Source organism: Streptomyces doebereineriae (assembly GCF_031845645.1).
Classification (GTDB): Bacteria; Actinomycetota; Actinomycetes; order Streptomycetales; family Streptomycetaceae; genus Streptomyces; species Streptomyces canus.
The window spans coordinates 178,847-196,004 of the sequence record NZ_JAVREZ010000013.1 but is presented as its reverse complement, the minus strand read 5'-3'; the positions used below and the strand labels follow the sequence as shown (position 1 = coordinate 196,004).

15 protein-coding genes and 1 pseudogene are annotated in these 17,158 nt (G+C 70.7%); 14 read left to right on the top strand and 2 right to left on the bottom strand.

The window, feature by feature from the left end:
* The first annotated feature begins 88 nt into the window (after positions 1-88).
* Both RNB18_RS32760 and RNB18_RS32755 read left to right on the top strand, forming a co-directional pair.
* Complete coding sequence (locus RNB18_RS32760) at positions 89-1,504, top strand: NAD-dependent malic enzyme (protein WP_311717729.1); 1,416 nt, start codon at positions 89-91, stop codon at positions 1,502-1,504.
* 303 nt (positions 1,505-1,807) lie between these two features.
* Positions 1,808-2,089 carry an HU family DNA-binding protein gene (locus RNB18_RS32755; protein ID WP_007382399.1) on the top strand — a complete coding sequence of 94 codons (282 nt, stop codon included), beginning with the start codon at positions 1,808-1,810 and terminating at the stop codon, positions 2,087-2,089.
* Between the two features lie 242 nt (positions 2,090-2,331).
* Here the strand turns inward: RNB18_RS32755 and murA are convergent, their stop codons facing one another.
* The gene (murA, locus tag RNB18_RS32750; RefSeq protein ID WP_266528473.1) at positions 2,332-3,678 is read right to left on the bottom strand and encodes a UDP-N-acetylglucosamine 1-carboxyvinyltransferase; all 1,347 of its coding nucleotides are present in this window, start codon (positions 3,676-3,678) and stop codon (positions 2,332-2,334) included.
* 252 nt (positions 3,679-3,930) lie between these two features.
* On the opposite strand from murA, the gene RNB18_RS32745 reads away from it, so the two are divergent.
* From RNB18_RS32745 to RNB18_RS32690, 12 genes are all read left to right on the top strand, one after another.
* A complete protein-coding gene (locus tag RNB18_RS32745) occupies positions 3,931-4,503 on the top strand; it encodes a YqgE/AlgH family protein (protein ID WP_280857974.1) in 573 nt (190 codons plus the stop codon).
* Between the two features lie 361 nt (positions 4,504-4,864).
* Positions 4,865-5,143, top strand: a complete 279-nt coding sequence (locus RNB18_RS32740) for a DUF3039 domain-containing protein (protein WP_057610823.1) — start codon at positions 4,865-4,867, stop codon at positions 5,141-5,143.
* A 182-nt stretch (positions 5,144-5,325) separates the two neighbouring features.
* Positions 5,326-6,621: an extracellular solute-binding protein gene (locus tag RNB18_RS32735; protein ID WP_311717728.1), complete on the top strand. Its 1,296-nt coding sequence runs from the start codon at positions 5,326-5,328 to the stop codon at positions 6,619-6,621.
* The gene (locus tag RNB18_RS32730) at positions 6,618-7,508 is read left to right on the top strand and encodes a carbohydrate ABC transporter permease (RefSeq protein ID WP_311717727.1); all 891 of its coding nucleotides are present in this window, start codon (positions 6,618-6,620) and stop codon (positions 7,506-7,508) included. The genes RNB18_RS32735 and RNB18_RS32730 overlap by 4 nt, the downstream gene beginning before the upstream one ends.
* Entirely contained in the window at positions 7,505-8,338 is an 834-nt protein-coding gene (locus RNB18_RS32725) for a carbohydrate ABC transporter permease (protein ID WP_311717726.1), read from the top strand. The genes RNB18_RS32730 and RNB18_RS32725 overlap by 4 nt, the downstream gene beginning before the upstream one ends.
* Position 8,339: 1 nt before the next feature.
* On the top strand, positions 8,340-9,971 hold the full coding sequence (locus RNB18_RS32720; RefSeq protein WP_311717725.1) for a beta-N-acetylhexosaminidase: 1,632 nt from the start codon (positions 8,340-8,342) through the stop codon (positions 9,969-9,971).
* A 246-nt stretch (positions 9,972-10,217) separates the two neighbouring features.
* Positions 10,218-11,111: an FAD binding domain-containing protein gene (locus RNB18_RS32715; protein ID WP_057610828.1), complete on the top strand. Its 894-nt coding sequence runs from the start codon at positions 10,218-10,220 to the stop codon at positions 11,109-11,111.
* On the top strand, positions 11,108-12,826 hold the full coding sequence (locus RNB18_RS32710) for a 2Fe-2S iron-sulfur cluster-binding protein (RefSeq protein ID WP_311717724.1): 1,719 nt from the start codon (positions 11,108-11,110) through the stop codon (positions 12,824-12,826). The genes RNB18_RS32715 and RNB18_RS32710 overlap by 4 nt, the downstream gene beginning before the upstream one ends.
* On the top strand, positions 12,823-15,132 hold the full coding sequence (locus RNB18_RS32705; RefSeq protein WP_311717723.1) for a xanthine dehydrogenase family protein molybdopterin-binding subunit: 2,310 nt from the start codon (positions 12,823-12,825) through the stop codon (positions 15,130-15,132). Before RNB18_RS32710 ends, RNB18_RS32705 begins: the two co-directional genes overlap by 4 nt.
* A complete protein-coding gene (locus RNB18_RS32700; protein WP_311717722.1) occupies positions 15,129-15,257 on the top strand; it encodes a hypothetical protein in 129 nt (42 codons plus the stop codon). Before RNB18_RS32705 ends, RNB18_RS32700 begins: the two co-directional genes overlap by 4 nt.
* Positions 15,254-15,787, top strand: a complete 534-nt coding sequence (locus RNB18_RS32695; protein WP_311717721.1) for an AAA family ATPase — start codon at positions 15,254-15,256, stop codon at positions 15,785-15,787. The genes RNB18_RS32700 and RNB18_RS32695 overlap by 4 nt, the downstream gene beginning before the upstream one ends.
* Before the next feature lie 132 nt (positions 15,788-15,919).
* Positions 15,920-17,077, top strand: a complete 1,158-nt coding sequence (locus tag RNB18_RS32690) for an SUKH-4 family immunity protein (protein WP_311717720.1) — start codon at positions 15,920-15,922, stop codon at positions 17,075-17,077.
* On the opposite strand, the pseudogene RNB18_RS32685 reads toward RNB18_RS32690, so the two are convergent.
* Positions 17,032-17,151: pseudogene (locus RNB18_RS32685) on the bottom strand (FABP family protein); the annotation flags it as partial. The gene RNB18_RS32690 and the pseudogene RNB18_RS32685 overlap by 46 nt on opposite strands.
* Positions 17,152-17,158: the final 7 nt, after the last annotated feature.

Genomic DNA, 17,158 nt, shown 5'->3' with positions numbered 1-17,158 from the left:
GCAATCCAACGTGGCTAACGCCTACTCATCAGTAGGTGCGACCATCGGACGGCATCAGCGTCACAGGTGAAAGCAGAGGAAGTCGGCCATGGCAACGGCGCCCAGCGTCTCCTACTCGATTACGGTCCGGCTGGAGGTGCCCGCGGGTGGTACCGCGGTCTCCCAGATCACCACGGCCGTAGAGTCCCACGGAGGCTCGGTGACCGGCCTCGACGTGACCGCCTCAGGCCACGAGAAGCTCCGGATGGACGTCACCATCGCGGCCAGCTCCACGGCCCACGCCGACGAGATCGTCCAGCAGCTGCGCGGCATCGAGGGCGTCACGCTCGGCAAGGTCTCCGACCGTACGTTCCTGATGCACCTCGGCGGCAAGATCGAGATGCAGTCCAAGCACCCCATCCGCAACCGTGACGATCTCTCGATGATCTACACGCCGGGTGTGGCGCGCGTCTGCATGGCGATCGCCGAGAACCCCGAGGACGCCCGCCGCCTCACCATCAAGCGCAACACCGTTGCTGTCGTGACGGACGGCTCGGCGGTCCTGGGCCTCGGCAACATCGGCCCGATGGCCGCCATGCCGGTCATGGAGGGCAAGGCGGCCCTCTTCAAGCGCTTCGCCGACATCGACGCCTGGCCGCTGTGTCTCGACACCCAGGACACCGACGAGATCGTCGCGATCGTCAAGGCGATCGCCCCGGGTTTCGCCGGCATCAACCTCGAGGACATCTCCGCGCCCCGCTGCTTCGAGATCGAGGCCCGGCTGCGTGAGGCCCTCGACATCCCCGTCTTCCACGACGACCAGCACGGCACCGCGATCGTCGTCCTCGCCGCCCTGACGAACGCACTTCGCGTCGCCGGCAAGGCAATTGAGAACATCCGGGTCGTCATGTCCGGCGCCGGCGCGGCCGGTACGGCCATCCTCAAGCTGCTGATCGCGGCGGGCGTGAAGAACGCCGTCGTCGCCGACATCCACGGCGTCGTGCACGCCGGCCGTGAGGACCTCGTCGACGCCGCTCCGGGCTCGGCGCTGCGCTGGATCGCCGACAACACCAACCCCGAGGGCCTGACGGGGACGTTGAAGGAGGCCGTGCGCGGCGCGGACGTCTTCATCGGCGTCTCCGCCCCGAACGTCCTGGACGGCGCCGACGTCGCCGCCATGGCCGAGGGTGCGATTGTGTTCGCGCTCGCGAACCCCGACCCGGAGGTCGACCCGGCGGTCGCGCGTCAGACGGCGGCCGTCGTGGCCACCGGCCGCTCCGACTTCCCGAACCAGATCAACAACGTGCTGGTCTTCCCGGGTGTCTTCCGCGGTCTGCTGGACGCCCAGTCCCGCACGGTCAACACGGAGATGATGCTCGCGGCCGCGAAGGCCCTCGCGGACGTCGTCACCGAGGACGAGCTGAACCCGAACTACATCATCCCGAGCGTCTTCAACGACAAGGTCGCGGGCGCGGTCGCGGGTGCGGTGCGGGACGCGGCGAAGGCCGCCGGGGCGACGGTGTAGGGCCTGCGTCTACAGTGAGCGTCGGCTGTTCGGCTGTGAGGATTGCCACGGCGGTCCTCCGGCCCGGCGCGTCGCGGAACCGGGCGCTTCACGGCACCCTCTAGGGTGGCGCCACGCCCAGGCCTCTGTTCGTGTGACCCCCTAGGGTGTTCATACGAGTCCTACGGGTGCCGGATTGGCTTTCCCGCAGCAGGTAGGGGCAGGATGCGTCTCTGGGCGCGAGCGCATCGGCTTCGCTGTGCCTCGTGTGCGGCCCCGCCGCGTGGCACACCCCAACGGCAAGAAGAACACGGGAGTAACAACATGAACCGCAGTGAGCTGGTGGCCGCGCTGGCCGACCGCGCCGAGGTGACCCGCAAGGACGCCGACGCCGTTCTGGCCGCGTTCGCCGAGACCGTCGGCGAGATCGTCGCCAAGGGTGACGAGAAGGTCACCATCCCCGGCTTCCTGACCTTCGAGCGCACCCACCGTGCCGCTCGTACCGCGCGCAACCCGCAGACCGGTGACCCGATCCAGATCCCGGCCGGCTACAGCGTCAAGGTTTCGGCGGGCTCCAAGCTCAAGGAAGCCGCCAAGGGCAAGTAGGTCCGACGGTGCGTCTCGGGACGACGTACCCGTCTCAGTAACGCCAATGGGGCGGCCACCCGGAACCGGGCGGCCGCCCCATCGTCGTACCGGAAGAGGGGGTCAGCCGAGCGCCTTGCCCGGCAGCTCCACCTTCGCGCCGAGCTCCACGAGCTTTTCCATGCTGTGTCTATCCGGGGGATAACCCCCGGACCCCCAGCAGAGACCGGACGCGGCCCGGGGACAGAGAGGCGGGGCGGGGGTCAGCCGAGCGCCTTGCCCGGCAGCTCCACCTTCGCGCCGAGCTCCACGAGCTTTTCCATGAAGTTCTCGTAGCCGCGGTTGATGAGGTCGATGCCGTGGACGCGGGACGTGCCCTGGGCCGCCAGCGCCGCGATCAGGTACGAGAAGCCGCCGCGGAGGTCGGGGATGACCAGGTCGGCGCCCTGGAGCCGGGTGGGGCCGGAGACGACCGCCGAGTGCAGGAAGTTGCGCTGGCCGAAGCGGCAGTTCGAGCCACCCAGGCACTCGCGGTAGAGCTGGATGTGAGCACCCATCTGGTTCAGCGCGGAGGTGAAGCCCAGGCGGGACTCGTAGACCGTCTCGTGGATGATCGACAGGCCCGTGGCCTGGGTGAGCGCGACCACCAGAGGCTGCTGCCAGTCCGTCTGGAAGCCCGGGTGCACATCGGTCTCGAGCGCGATGGACTTCAACTGGCCGCCGGGGTGCCAGAAACGGATGCCCTCGTCGTCGATCTCGAAGGCACCGCCCACCTTCCGGTAGGTGTTCAGGAACGTCATCATCGAGCGCTGCTGGGCGCCGCGGACATAGATGTTGCCCTCGGTCGCCAGCGCGGCGGACGCCCAGGAGGCGGCCTCCAGGCGGTCCGGCAGGGCGCGGTGGTTGTAGCCGCCGAGCCGGTCCACACCCGTGACGCGGATGGTCCGGTCGGTGTCCATCGCGATGATGGCGCCCATCTTCTGCAGGACGCAGATCAGGTCCTCGATCTCCGGTTCCACCGCGGCGTTCGAGAGCTCGGTGACACCTTCGGCCAGGACGGCCGTCAGCAGGACCTGCTCGGTCGCGCCGACGGACGGGTACGGCAGCGTGATCTTCGTACCCCGAAGCCGCCGCGGCGCCTCCAGGAACTGCCCGTCCGCGCGCTTCTCGATCGTCGCGCCGAACTGCCGCAGCACCTCGAAGTGGAAGTCGATGGGCCGGCCGCCGATGTCACAGCCGCCCAGGCCGGGGATGAAGGCGTGCCCGAGGCGGTGCAGCAGCGGACCGCACAGCAGGATCGGGATGCGGCTGGAACCGGCGTGGGCATCGATGTCAGCGACGTTCGCGCTCTCGACGTGCGTCGGGTCCATCACCAGCTCGCCCGGTTCCTCACCCGGACGGACCGTCACCCCGTGCAGTTGCAGCAGTCCGCGTACGACCCGCACGTCACGGATGTCCGGAACGTTGCGCAGTCGACTCGGCTCGCTGCCCAGCAGGGCGGCGACCATGGCCTTCGGTACGAGGTTCTTCGCACCGCGGACCCGGATCTCGCCCTCCAGCGGGGTTCCGCCGTGGACAATCAGTACGTCGTCAGAGCCGTTGACGGTCATGTATCTCGCGTTCCGATGAGTCGGGCAGGGGGCAGAAGGGAAAGGGTAATCGCCGCCCACCCCCCTTCTGTAAGCCCAAGTGCCGCCCAGACACGTCATAGCTGTGTCACAACACGAACGGTTCCGTGTCGGGCACATGCGGTCACGGCTCAAGTTGTGCGCGTGGGGCGCATCGTTGCGCTCTGAGCTGCATCCACTGCCGTAGAGGCATTGCCTCCCCACGCGGAGGGAAGATGCGGGATCATGTCTGGCATGACCGAGGTGTCCTCGCTCACAGGGCGGTTGCTCGTGGCAACGCCCGCCCTGGCGGACCCGAACTTCGACCGTGCGGTGGTGCTCCTTCTCGACCACGACGAGGAGGGCTCCCTCGGTGTCGTCCTCAACCGGCCCACCCCGGTGGACGTCGGCGACATCCTGGAGGGCTGGGCCGACCTCGCCGGTGAACCCGGTGTCGTCTTCCAGGGCGGCCCGGTCTCCCTGGACTCGGCCCTGGGGGTCGCCGTCATCCCCGGCGGCGGGGCCGTCGACGGGGCCCCGCTGGGCTGGCGCAGAGTGCACGGCGCGATCGGACTGGTCGACCTGGAGGCCCCGCCGGAACTGCTCGCCTCGGCCCTCGGCAGCCTGCGCATCTTCGCCGGTTACGCCGGCTGGGGCCCCGGCCAGCTGGAGGACGAGCTGGTGGAGGGCGCCTGGTACGTCGTCGAGTCGGAACCCGGCGACGTCTCCTCCCCGTCCCCCGAGAGACTCTGGCGCGAGGTCCTGCGCCGCCAGCGCAGCGAGCTGGCGATGGTGGCCACGTACGCGGACGACCCGTCGCTCAACTGATCGCGCGCTCGAGTGCCGGGAACGGGGCCCGACCGGACATCGTGGCCGGGCGGGAGATCGGCCGTGTTCGCGTGCGGGAGGGGAAGCCGCGGGCGAAGCCGCCGTCGCGGGACTGCCCCGGAGGGTCTGCCGGGCGTCCGCGAGCGGGTGCGGCTCCAAAGCCCCGACGGGCCGCCCGCTCCGGCTGCCCCGCAACCAACCGCCCGTGCGGGGAGTTGTGGCGGCGCGGGGCTCCACCGGCGGCCGCTGCCTCATCGCCGCGCGAGCGAGGGGGCGGGCGCCATCGCGGCATCACCACCCGCGGCGCTCGTTGTACAAGCCAGGGATCCATAGTCCCCGGCGGTTGATTACTCTTGGCCGTATGAGCACTCTCGAGCCCGAGCGCGGGACTGGTACGGGGACCCTCGTAGAGCCGACGCCGCAGGTGTCCCACGGCGACGGCGACCACGAGCGCTTCGCCCATTACGTCCAGAAGGACAAGATCATGGCGAGCGCCCTCGACGGGACCCCCGTCGTGGCGCTGTGCGGCAAGGTGTGGGTGCCCGGCCGCGATCCCAAGAAGTACCCCGTGTGCCCCATGTGCAAGGAGATCTACGAGTCCATGGGCTCCGGGGACGACGACAAGGGCGGCGACAAGTAGTCCCGCTGCCCGGCTGAGCTTCGCGAGGCCCCTGAGGCGCGTTCCGCGCGCCCCAGGGGCCTTTTGCGTGTCACGAATTGGTTGAGACCTCTTGTGGGCGTGTTCATGCAAGCCATAGCCTCCGTTGCGTTGAGCGAAACCGTCATTGCATATGTTGCAACGCACGCCCGGAGGATCACTCCATGAAGCTCTCCCCCCGCTTGCCCGCCCTGCTTCTGACGGCCCTGGTCGTCACGGCATGCGCCCCCCAGACCTCCTCCAACTCCTCCTCCGACAAGGACGACAAGACGGGCACCCTGCGCGTCTGGCTCTTCCAGGAAGTCGGCAACCAGCCGAAGAAGAAGGTCGTCGACGCCGCCGTCGCCGCCTTCGAGAAGGCCCACGAGGGCACCAAGGTCGACGTCGAGTACATCCCGATCGAGACCCGCGCCCAGCGCGTCAAGGCCGCCTTCAACGACCCGTCCTCCGCGCCCGACGTGATGGAGTACGGCAACACCGACACCGCCGGCTATGTGAAGGACGGCGGACTCCTCGACGTCACCAAGGAGTTCGGCGCCTGGAACGAGGCCAAGGACACCGACCCCACCGCGAAGACGTCGGTCACCGTGGACGGGAAGGTGTACGGCTCGCCCTTCTACGTCGGCGTCCGCGCGCTGTACTACCGGACCGACGTCTTCAAGGAACTCGGTCTGCAAGCACCCAGGACCATGGCCGAGTTGGCCGAGACCGCCCGCAAGATCCGCGCCGCCGAGCCCGAGTTGTACGGCCTGGTCGTCGGCGGCGCCTACACGTACGGCGCGATGCCCTTCATCTGGGCCAACGGTGGCGAACTCGCCACCGGCAAGGGCGGCTCGTACGCCTCCGCGATCTCCGGCGCGGCAGCCCGGAAGGGCATCAAGGAGTACACCTCGCTCTTCACCGACGACAACTGCCCCGCCGCGAAGTGCGCCGGCATGGGCGGCAACGACACGATCACCGCGTTCGCGGCGGGCAAGGCCGGAATGGCGATCGGGGGTGACTTCAGCCATACGGCGGTGGAGGCCGGGAAGGTCAAGGGCAAGTACGCGGTGGTGCCGCTGCCCGGGGTCTCCGCGGGGTCGATCGCGCCCGCGTTCGCCGGTGGCAACAACATCGGGGTGCTGAAGAGCACGTCCCACCGGACGCTGGCGGTCCAGCTGATGGAGCAGCTCACGTCGAAGCAGTCGCAGGCGTCGATGTTCGACGCGATGGGGTTCCTGCCGACCTTCGCGGACGTCCGGCAGCGGGTCGCGGCCCAGCAGCCGTATGTGAAGCCGTTCGCGCAGACCCTCGCGGCCGGGACGAAGTTCGTGCCCGCGTCGCCCGCGTGGTCGCAGATCGACTCCTCGCTGGTGCTGCCGACGATGTTCCAGGAGGTCATCAGCGGCAAGAAGAGCGTGGCGGCGGCCTCCGGGGAAGCGGCGAAGAAGATGAACGACGCGTTCGGAACCGTCGGGTGACCTCGGCGACCCACCGCGCCACCCGGGCGCCCTGGCTCTATCTCGCCCCCGCCCTGGTCGTCCTCGGCGGACTGCTCGTCTACCCCATCTACCAGCTCGGCTTGATCTCCTTCTTCCAGTACACCCAGGCCCAGGTCAGCGGCGGTGAACCGACCACCTTCCAGGGGTTCGGGAACTACTCGACGCTGTTCTCCGACCCGGAGTTCTGGCAGGTGCTGCTGGCCACCGTGCTGTTCGCGGCGGGCTGTGTCGCGTCGACGCTCGCCGTCGGGTGCGCGCTGGCGGTTCTGCTCACGCGCGTGCGTGCCGTGCCGCGGCTGGCGTTGATGCTGGCCGCGCTCGGGGCGTGGGCGACACCGGCCGTGACCGGGTCGACGGTCTGGCTGTTCCTCTTCGACCCCGACTTCGGCCCGGTGAACCGGATCCTGGGGCTCGGCGACCACTCCTGGACGTACGGGCGGCTCAGCGCCTTCTTCCTCGTCCTGCTCGAAGTCGTCTGGTGCTCCTTCCCGTTCGTGATGGTCACGGTCTACGCCGGGATCCGCGCCGTACCGGCCGAGGTGCTGGAGGCCGCCGCGCTGGACGGTGCCTCGCAGTGGCGGATCTGGCGGTCGGTGCTCGCGCCGATGCTGCGGCCGATCCTGACCGTTGTCACCATCCAGTCGGTCATCTGGGACTTCAAGGTCTTCACACAGATCTACGTCATGACGAACGGCGGCGGCATCGCGGGCCAGAACCTCGTCCTGAACGTCTACGCCTACCAGCAGGCGTTCGCCTCCTCGCAGTACAGCCTCGGCTCGGCGATCGGAGTCGTGATGCTGCTGATCCTGCTCGCCGTGACGCTCGGGTACCTGCGGCTGCTCCACCGACAGGGGGAGGAGCTGTGAATCTTCTACGGCGTCCCTGGCGGCTGGCCGCGGAGGCCTCGGCGTTGCTCATCGCCCTGGTGGTCGCCTTCCCCCTCTACTGGATGGTGCTCAGCGCCTTCAAACCGGCCGGAGAGATCGAGTCGGCCGAGCCCCGGCCCTGGACCCTCGCGCCCTCGCTGGATTCCTTCCGGCGCGTGTTCGGACAGCAGGATTTCGGTCGGTATTTCGTCAACAGCCTTGTCGTGGCGTGCAGTGTCGTGATCGTCTCGGCGTTGATCGCGTTTCTCGCGGCGACCGCCGTGACACGATTCCGCTTCCGCTTCCGGACCACCTTGCTGATCATGTTTCTGGTGGCCCAGATGGTGCCCGTGGAGGCACTCACCATCCCCTTGTTCTTCCAGATGCGGGACTTCGGTCTGCTGAACACGCTGGGCTCGCTGATCCTGCCCCACATCGCCTTCTCGCTGCCCTTCGCGATCTGGATGCTGAGGGGGTTCGTGAAGGCCGTACCGGAGGCTTTGGAGGAGGCCGCGTACATCGACGGGGCGAGCCGCGCGCGATTCCTGTGGCAGATTCTCTTCCCCCTCGTCCTCCCCGGCCTGGTGGCCACGAGCGTGTTCTCCTTCATCTCGGCCTGGAACGATTTCCTCTTCGCCAAGTCGTTCATCATCAGCGACACTTCGCAGTCGACCCTGCCGATGGCCCTGCTGGTCTTCTACAAGCCGGACGAGCCGGACTGGGGCGGGGTCATGGCCGCGTCGACGGTGATGACGATTCCGGTGCTGGTGTTCTTCGTACTCGTACAGCGACGCCTGGTCTCAGGGCTGGGCGGAGCGGTTAAGGACTGACGTGACTTCACTGATTCCGGCGCCGTCGAGCGTCGGCGGCCCCAACGGGCGGCCGTTCGTCCTCGGCGAGGACACCGAGATCGAGGCCGGCCGGGGCGCCGGGGGCGTGGCCCGCTGGCTGCGCACCACGGTCGGCGCGGCGACGGGCCTGCCGCTGGAGCCGTACACCTCGGGTGGGAGCCGCATCCTGCTGCGGATCACGCCGACCCTCGCCGACGAACTCGGCAGCCCCGAGGCGTACCGCCTCACCGTGGACGAGCACGCCGTCGTCATCGACGGGGCCGGCCGGGAGGGTTTGTTCTACGGCGCCCAGACCTTCCGTCAGCTGCTCGGCCCCGCCGCCTTCCGTCGCGCCCCCGTCACCTCCGAGCGCACCTGGGAGGTGCCCCCGGTCACCATCGGTGACGCTCCCCGATTCCGCTGGCGCGGCCTCATGCTCGACGTGGCCCGGCACTTCATGTCCAAGGACGGAGTGCTGCGCTACCTCGATCTGATGGCCGCGCACAAACTCAACGTCTTCCACTTCCACTTGACGGACGACCAGGGCTGGCGGGTCGAGATCAAGAGGTACCCCCGGCTCACCGAGGTGGGCTCATGGCGGGCGCGTACCAAATTCGGCCACGGGGCCTCACCGCTGTGGGAGGAGAAGCCGCACGGTGGCTTCTACACCCAGGACGACATCCGGGAGATCGTCGCCTACGCCGCCGAGCGGCATATCACCGTCGTCCCCGAAATCGACGTACCCGGACACTCGCAGGCCGCCATCACCGCGTACCCGGAACTCGGCAACACCGACGTCATCGACACGACCTCCCTCACGGTCTGGGACAGCTGGGGCATCTCTCTGAACGTACTCGCCCCCACTGACAACACCCTGCGCTTCTACGAGGGCGTGTTCGAGGAACTGCTGGAACTGTTCCCCTCCGAGTTCATTCACATCGGCGGCGACGAATGCGCCAAGGAGCAGTGGCGGGAGTCGCCCCTCGTCCAGGCCCGGATCGAGGAACTCGGTCTCGCGAACGAGGACGAGTTGCAGTCCTGGTTCATCGGACACTTCGACAAGTGGCTTTCCGCGCGCGGGCGCAGGCTCATCGGCTGGGACGAGATCCTGGAGGGCGGACTCGCCGAAGGCGCGGCGGTCTCGTCCTGGCGCGGCTACGCGGGCGGCATCGCGGCCGCCCGCGCGGGCCACGACGTCGTCATGTGCCCCGAGCAGCAGGTGTACCTGGACTACCGGCAGGACGCGGGCGCGGACGAGCCGGTCCCCATCGCCTACGTCCGCACCCTGGAGGACGTCTATCGGTTCGAGCCCGTTCCACCGGAGTTGACGCCCGAGGAGGCCACGCACGTCCTCGGCGCGCAGGCCAACGTGTGGACCGAGGTGATGGAGGACCAGGGGCGCGTCGACTACCAGACCTTCCCCCGGCTGGCGGCCTTCGCCGAAGTGGCCTGGAGTTCCCTGCCCGCCCCGGCGGAACGGGACTTCGCCGACTTCGAGCGGCGGATGGCCGCCCACTACGAGCTGCTCGACGCCCTGGGCGTCGGCTACCGGCCGCCCACGGGGCCGCTGCCGTGGCAGAAGCGGCCCCGTGTGCTCGGCCGGCCCATCGAGGGAGCGCCTCCGAACAGGTAAGGGAAAAAGAGCCCTAAGGGTCACCGAACAGTGTCAATCAGCATGTGTAGGTGATCCCGTGCGAAAACGGACCATCTGCCTGCTGGGGCGGGCGAATGCCGCCGAACGCCTCCTAGCGGACCCCTGTCTTCGGGTGTTGCGAAGATGTGCCAGAGTTGCCACGTCCGCCCTGTCAGCACGTACCGTACGGCAGCAAGCAGGCAGGACCAGCAGGACCAGGTGGGGCAGCGGGAAGGGGCAGCCGGTTTGACCACGCACACACCGCAGGCGGCGCAGGCCGTCACGCTGCCCACGACGCTGGACGAGGCCGTGGCGGCCCTCACCGCCATGCCCGCCGCCGTGCCCGTCGCCGGCGGCACCGACCTGATGGCCGCCGTCAACTCCGGGCAGCTCAGGCCCGCCGCTCTCGTCGGCCTCGGCCGGATCAGCGAGATCCGCGGCTGGCAGTACCAGGACGGCCACGCGCTCCTCGGCGCCGGGCTCACACACGCGCGCATGGGCCGCCCCGACTTCGCCGCCCTCATCCCCGCGCTCGCCGCCGCCGCCCGCGCCGCCGGCCCGCCGCAGATCCGCAACGCGGGCACCCTGGGCGGCAACATCGCCTCGGCGGCCCCCACGGGCGACGCGCTGCCCGTCCTCGCCGCCCTCGAAGCCACGCTGATCATCGCGGGCCCGGACGGAGCCCGTCGGGAGATGCCGGTCTCGCACCTGCTGGCCGGCATGGAGATGCTGCGCGCGGGCGAACTCATCGGCTACGTGCGCGTGCCGCTGCTGCACGCCCCGCAGGTCTTCCTCAAGGTCACCGGCCGCACCGGACCGGGCCGCGCGATGGCCTCCGTCGCGCTGGTCCTCGATCCGGCCCGGCGCGGGGTCAGGTGCGCCGTCGGTGCCATAGCGCCGATGCCGCTGCGGCCCCTGGACGCCGAGCAGTGGGTCGCCCGGCTCATCGACTGGGACAACAACCGCGCGATCGTCCCGGAGGCCCTGGAGGCCTTCGGCGAGTATGTCTCCGCGGCCTGCATCCCCGACCCGGCACCGGCCGCGGACGGCTCCGTGCCGCAGCATCCGCCCGCAGTACTGCACTTGCGGCGCACTGTCGCCGCGCTGGCCCGACGAGCACTGGGGAGGGCACTTTCGTGACCGACGACCAGCACGGAGAGGGCACGCCCAGGGCCGCCGGCCGCTGGGACCCGCTGCCCCAGGGTGACTACGACGACGGCGCGACCGCCTTCGTGAAGCTCCCCGAAGGGGGCATCGACGCCCTTCTGGCCTCCGCCGACAGCCCGCTCGCCGCGCCCGGTCACGGCTATGTGCCGCCGCAGATAACGGCCACGCCGGGCGACGGGACCGACCCGGCGGCCACGGGCAGCTGGGCCGTGCCGGCCGAAGGCGCGCAGTGGCCCGACCCGAGCACCCTGCCGCAGGGCCAGACCGGGCAGTTCACGTACAACCCCGCGACCACCCAGCAGTGGAACGTCGAGGACACCGCGGCCGCGCCCGCGCCGGGCCACGACGTCACCGGACAGTGGTCGATCCCCGTCGCCGGCGGCGACCTCCCGGACGAATCGGGCGAGTTCACCACGTCGTCCCTGGTCGAGCAGTGGGGCGGCACCCCTCCGGCGACCCTGCCGGGCGGCGCGGCCGCACCCTGGGCGACGCAGCCGGCGCAGCCGTGGGGGGACCAGCACCAGGGCGACCCGGGAGCGGGACCCGAGCACGGTGGCGACTTCGGCAACGGTCACGGTGGGGCGGTGGGCGACGGCCACGCGCACGTGCCCGCCGGTGACGGACCGGCCGGTGATGTCGACGAGCGGTACGGTGACGCGCCGCAGCGGCCCGAGCCGGACGAGGCGTCCCACGAGGCGGCCCGGGACTCCGCGCAGCCGCACGCCGACAGCAACGGCCACGGCATCCGTCTCGCCGAGCTGCACGACACCGACCAGCCCCGCCACCCCGCCGAGCGCTACGGGGACAGCCCCACCGCAACCGCCTCACGGCCCTCTCCCGGCCCCGGTGAGGCATCGGCGCACCCGAGGGTCTCCGAGGACGCCGAAGAGGCCGTAGAAGCCGCTGACGGCCCCGCCGAACCCGGCGCGGAGCACGCCCCGGCCGACGGCGGCGACGAACCGGCGCAGGAGGCCGCGGAGGAGCACGCGAGCGACTCCGACGAGAACCCCGACGACCAGGCCCCCGCGCTCCCCGGCGAGGAACACCCCCTCGCCTCCTACGTCCTGCGCGTCAACGGCGTCGACCGTCCCGTCACCGACGCCTGGATCGGCGAGTCGCTGCTCTACGTGCTGCGCGAGCGGCTCGGGCTCGCCGGCGCCAAGGACGGCTGCTCGCAGGGCGAGTGCGGGGCGTGCAACGTCCAGGTCGACGGGCGGCTCGTCGCCTCCTGCCTGGTGCCCGCGGTGACCGCCGCCGGCAGCGAGGTCCGTACCGTCGAGGGTCTCGCCGAGGACGGCCGGCCCTCCGACGTACAGCGGGCGCTCGCCCGGTGCGGCGCCGTGCAGTGCGGGTTCTGTGTGCCGGGCATGGCGATGACCGTGCACGACCTGCTGGAGGGCAACCCCGCGCCCACCGAGCTGGAGACCCGCCAGGCGCTGTGCGGCAACCTCTGCCGCTGCTCCGGCTACCGGGGCGTCGTCGACGCCGTCAAGGAGGTCGTCGCCGAGCGCGAGGCGCATGCGACGGGCGACGGTGAGACGGACGGCGACGAGGCACGTATCCCGCATCAGGCGGGCCCCGGAGGCGGAAGCGTCCACCCGTCGGCGTTCGACTCCCCGGGCTTCCCGGGCACCGCCGGACCGCATGAGCAGGCATACGGACACGGACAGGACGGAGGCCAGGCGTGAGCAACGAAGCCGCCACCGCGACCACCGCCGCGGAGGCAGCACCCGCCCCCGAGCCGATTCCGCACGGCATCGGCGTCTCTCTGCCGCCCGCCGACGCCCGCGCGAAGACCGAGGGCACCTTCCCGTACGCGGCCGACCTGTGGGCCGAGGGCCTGCTGTGGGCGGCAGTCCTGCGCTCGCCCCACGCGCATGCGCGCATCGTGTCCATCGACACCTCCCACGCGCGTGAGATGCCCGGAGTCCGCGCGGTCGTCACCCACGAGGACGTGCCCGGCAAGCCGGTGCACGGCCGCGGCAGAGCCGATCGTCCGGTCTTCGCCTCCGAGGTCGTACGCCATCACGGCGAGCCCATCGCGGCCGTCGCCGCCGACCACCCCGACACCGCGCGCATGGCCGCCGCCGCCGTCATCGTCGAGTACGAGGTCCTCGACCCGGTCACCGACCCGGAGCAGGCCTTCGAGGCCGAACCCCTGCACCCCGACGGCAACCTGGTCCGGCACATCCCGCTGCAGCACGGCGACCCCTCCGCGACCGGTGAGATCGTCGTCGAGGGCCAGTACCGCATCGGCCGCCAGGACCCCGCCCCCATCGGCGCCGAGGCCGGCCTCGCCGTGCCCCGCCCCGACGGCGGTGTCGAGCTCTACCTGGCCTCCACCGACCCGCACGCCGACCGCGACACGGCCGCCGCCTGCTACGGACTCGAGCCCGAGCGCGTCAAGGTCGTCGTCACCGGCGTCCCCGGCGCCACCGCCGACCGCGAGGACCAGGGCTTCCAGCTCCCGCTCGGCCTGCTCGCGCTCAAGACCGGCTGCCCGGTCAAGCTGACGGCCACGCGCGAGGAGTCCTTCCTCGGCCATGTGCACCGTCATCCCACCCTGCTGAGATACCGCCACCACGCCGACGCCGAGGGCAAGCTGGTCAAGGTCGAGGCGCAGATCCTGCTCGACGCGGGCGCCTACGCCGACACCTCTGCGGAGGCCCTGGCCGCCGCCGTGGGCTTCGCCTGCGGGCCGTACGTCGTCCCGAACGCCTTCATCGAGGGCTGGGCCGTCCGCACCAACAACCCGCCCTCCGGCCATGTCCGCGGTGAGGGCGCGATGCAGGTGTGCGCCGCCTACGAGGCGCAGATGGACAAGCTGGCCAAGAAGCTGGGCGTCGACCCGGCTGAACTGCGCCTGCGCAACGCACTCGCCACCGGTGACATACTCCCGACCGGCCAGACGGTCACCTGCCCCGCTCCGGTCGCCGAACTGCTCCAGGCCGTGCGGGACTTCCCGCTGCCCGACCTCCCCAAGGACACCCCCGAGGACGAATGGCTGCTGCCCGGCGGCCCCGAGGGCGCGGGCGAACCGGGCGCGATCCGCAGGGGCGTCGGCTACGGCCTCGGCATGGTGCACATGCTCGGCACGGAGGGCGCGGACGAGGTCTCCACGGCGACCGTACGGGTCCAGGACGGCGTTGCCACGGTGCTCTGCGCGGCCGTCGAGACCGGCCAGGGATTCACCACCCTGGCCCGCCAGATCGTCCAGGAGACGCTCGGCATCGACGAGGTGCACGTCGCCCCCGTGGACACCGACCAGCCCCCGGCCGGCCCGGGCTGCCGCGGCCGTCACACCTGGGTCTCGGGCGGCGCGGTGGAGCGCGCGGCCAAGATGGTCCGTACCCAGCTGCTCCAGCCCCTGGCGCACAAGTTCGGCATGTCCACCGAACTGCTCCAGATCACCGACGGCAAGATCACCTCGTACGACGGAGTCCTGTCGACGACCGTCACCGAGGCCATGGACGGCAAGGAACTGTGGGCCACCGCCCAGTGCCGGCCGCACCCGACGGAACCCCTCAACGAGGCCGGCCAGGGTGACGCCTTCGTCGGCATGGCGTTCTGCGCCATCCGCGCGGTGGTCGACGTCGACATCGAACTCGGCTCCGTCCGCGTGGTCGAGCTGGCGCTCGCCCAGGACGTCGGCCGGATCCTCAACCCCGCCCAGCTGGAGGCCCGTATCGAAGCGGGCGTCACCCAGGGCGTCGGGATAGCGCTCACGGAGAACCTGCGCAGCGCGCGCGGGCTGATCCGCCACCCGGACCTCACCGGGTACGCGCTGCCGACGGCCCTGGACGCGCCGGAGATCCGGATCGTCAAGCTCGTCGAGGAGCGGGACGTGGTCGCCCCGTTCGGGGCGAAGGCCGCCAGTGCGGTGCCGGTGGTCACGTCCCCGGCGGCCGTCGCGTCGGCCGTACGGGCCGCGACCGGCCGTCCCGTGAACCGGCTTCCGATCCGTCCGCAGGCCGCGGTGGTGACGGACCGATGAGTTCTCCCGGCCAGGAGCCCCGCGAGTACGAACCGCCCCCCGGCCTGGGCAAACTGGCGCTGTGGATCCTGCTGTTCGTGTTGGCGGCGATCGTGGTCGTGGCGGGCGGCGTCTACTTCGGGTGAACGGGGTCGTGCTGGTCACCGGCGTGATGGCGGCCGGCAAGTCGACGGTGGCGCAGGCGCTGGCCGAGCGGTTGCCGAGGGCGGCGCATGTCCGCGGGGACGTGTTCCGGCGGATGATCGTGTCGGGGCGCGCGGATTACCTGCCCGGCGCCTCCACAGAGGCTTCGGCTCAACTCCATTTGCGGTACCGGTTGTCGGCCGCGACGGCGGACGCGTACGCCGAGGCCGGGTTCACGGCCGTCGTACAGGACGTGGTGCTGGGCGAGGACCTGACGGCGTACGTCGGGCTGGTCCGGACCCGGCCGCTCTACGTCGTCGTCCTGGCACCCGACGCCGGGACGGTGGCCGCCCGGGAGGCGGGCCGGGCGAAGACGGGCTACGACGGCGAGGCCTGGACGATCCCCGCGCTGGACGAGGCGCTGCGGACGTCGACTCCGCGGATCGGCCTGTGGCTGGACACCTCCGGGCTGACTCCGACGCAGACGGTGGAGGCGATTCTCGCGGGGCGGGAACGAGCGAGGGTGCTCTGACGTCTCCTTGGTACGGGGGCGTTGTCAGTGGTGGCGCGTAGTGTTTCGAGCAGTGGGGGACGAGCGCAGGCCCGACGGGTTCGCCGTGCCGTGCCCGGCCAGGGGACTGCGTACGAAGCACACGGGGGAGCCATGAGCACGACCGAAGCCGCCGTAGCGGCGATCAGACTGACCGAGGACGAACTGCAGCCGTACATCTCACATGCGTCGACCCGCCGCTGGCTCAGCGGCCCCGGACTGCCCGGCGACAGCGACCTGTTCACCTTCGACGAACTGCGCCGGGAGGGCCTGCGGACGGTCGCGGACGCGACGGCCGACCCCGGCGGACGGCTCAGCCAGGAGCTGTGCGACCAGCTGGTGATAGGCGGGCTGACGGATCTGCACGGCAGGGAGCGGGAGTCGGTCCTGCTCGACGGAGTCACGGGCGAGGTCTCGACCACGGCGTTCTTCCACGCCCGCCCGGACCTGATGGACCGCATCCCGCTGGCCCCCTCTCTGCCCACCCTGGTCCGCTTCGCGACGGCGACGGACGAACTGACGGAGGTACGCGGCCAGTTCGCGGCGTACGCCGGCCGCTTCGGTCCTACGGCCGTGGAGGAGGCGACGCGTCAGCTGCTGACGGTGTTCGAGGAGGGCACGGGCGGCGAGGTGCCGACGTTCTGGAAGATCGCGGCCCTGATCCGCCCCCTGGCCCTGGTGGCGGGTCCGGGCACGGCGTCCGGCCTGGCCCTGGACCTCCCGCCGCGCCTCCTGGACCAGGAGTTCGGCCGCAGCCATGTCGTCCGCTTCGAGGACATCGACTTCCCCTCCACGCTCAGGCACGCCCCGACCCGCCGCTTCCTGGCGGAGACGGGCCTGCCCGAGGACGGCGTCCTCTTCCACACCGACCCGGACGCCCCGCTGCCGACCCTCGCCGAGCACCGGGCCGACCAGCTGGTCGCCCTCCCGCCCCGCGCCGAACACCTGATCGTCCTCGGCCACCTGATCGAGGACAACACCCTGGTGGTCGACGGCGAGACGGGCGCGGTCCTGAACTGGAGCGAGCGGGAAGCGACCCTCCACCCCCTCAACACCGACATCTCCACCCTCGCCTTCACCCTCTGGCTCCTGCACCGGGAGCGCCAGATAGACGAGTCACTCGCCCACGAGCTGACGAACACGCTGTACGTCCAGGTCGCCAAGACGATGGTCCGGGCCCTGTCCACCATCGACCCGACGGGCACGACGACGGACGCCGACTGGCACTACTGGACGGAGCTGTTCCAGGACGAGGTGGGCGGGGTGCTCTGACCATCCGCGCGACGCAGGGTCGCCGAGAGGTGGTGCTGCGGGGGCTGGCCGACAGCCGCGAGGTCGTGGACGAACGGGCTC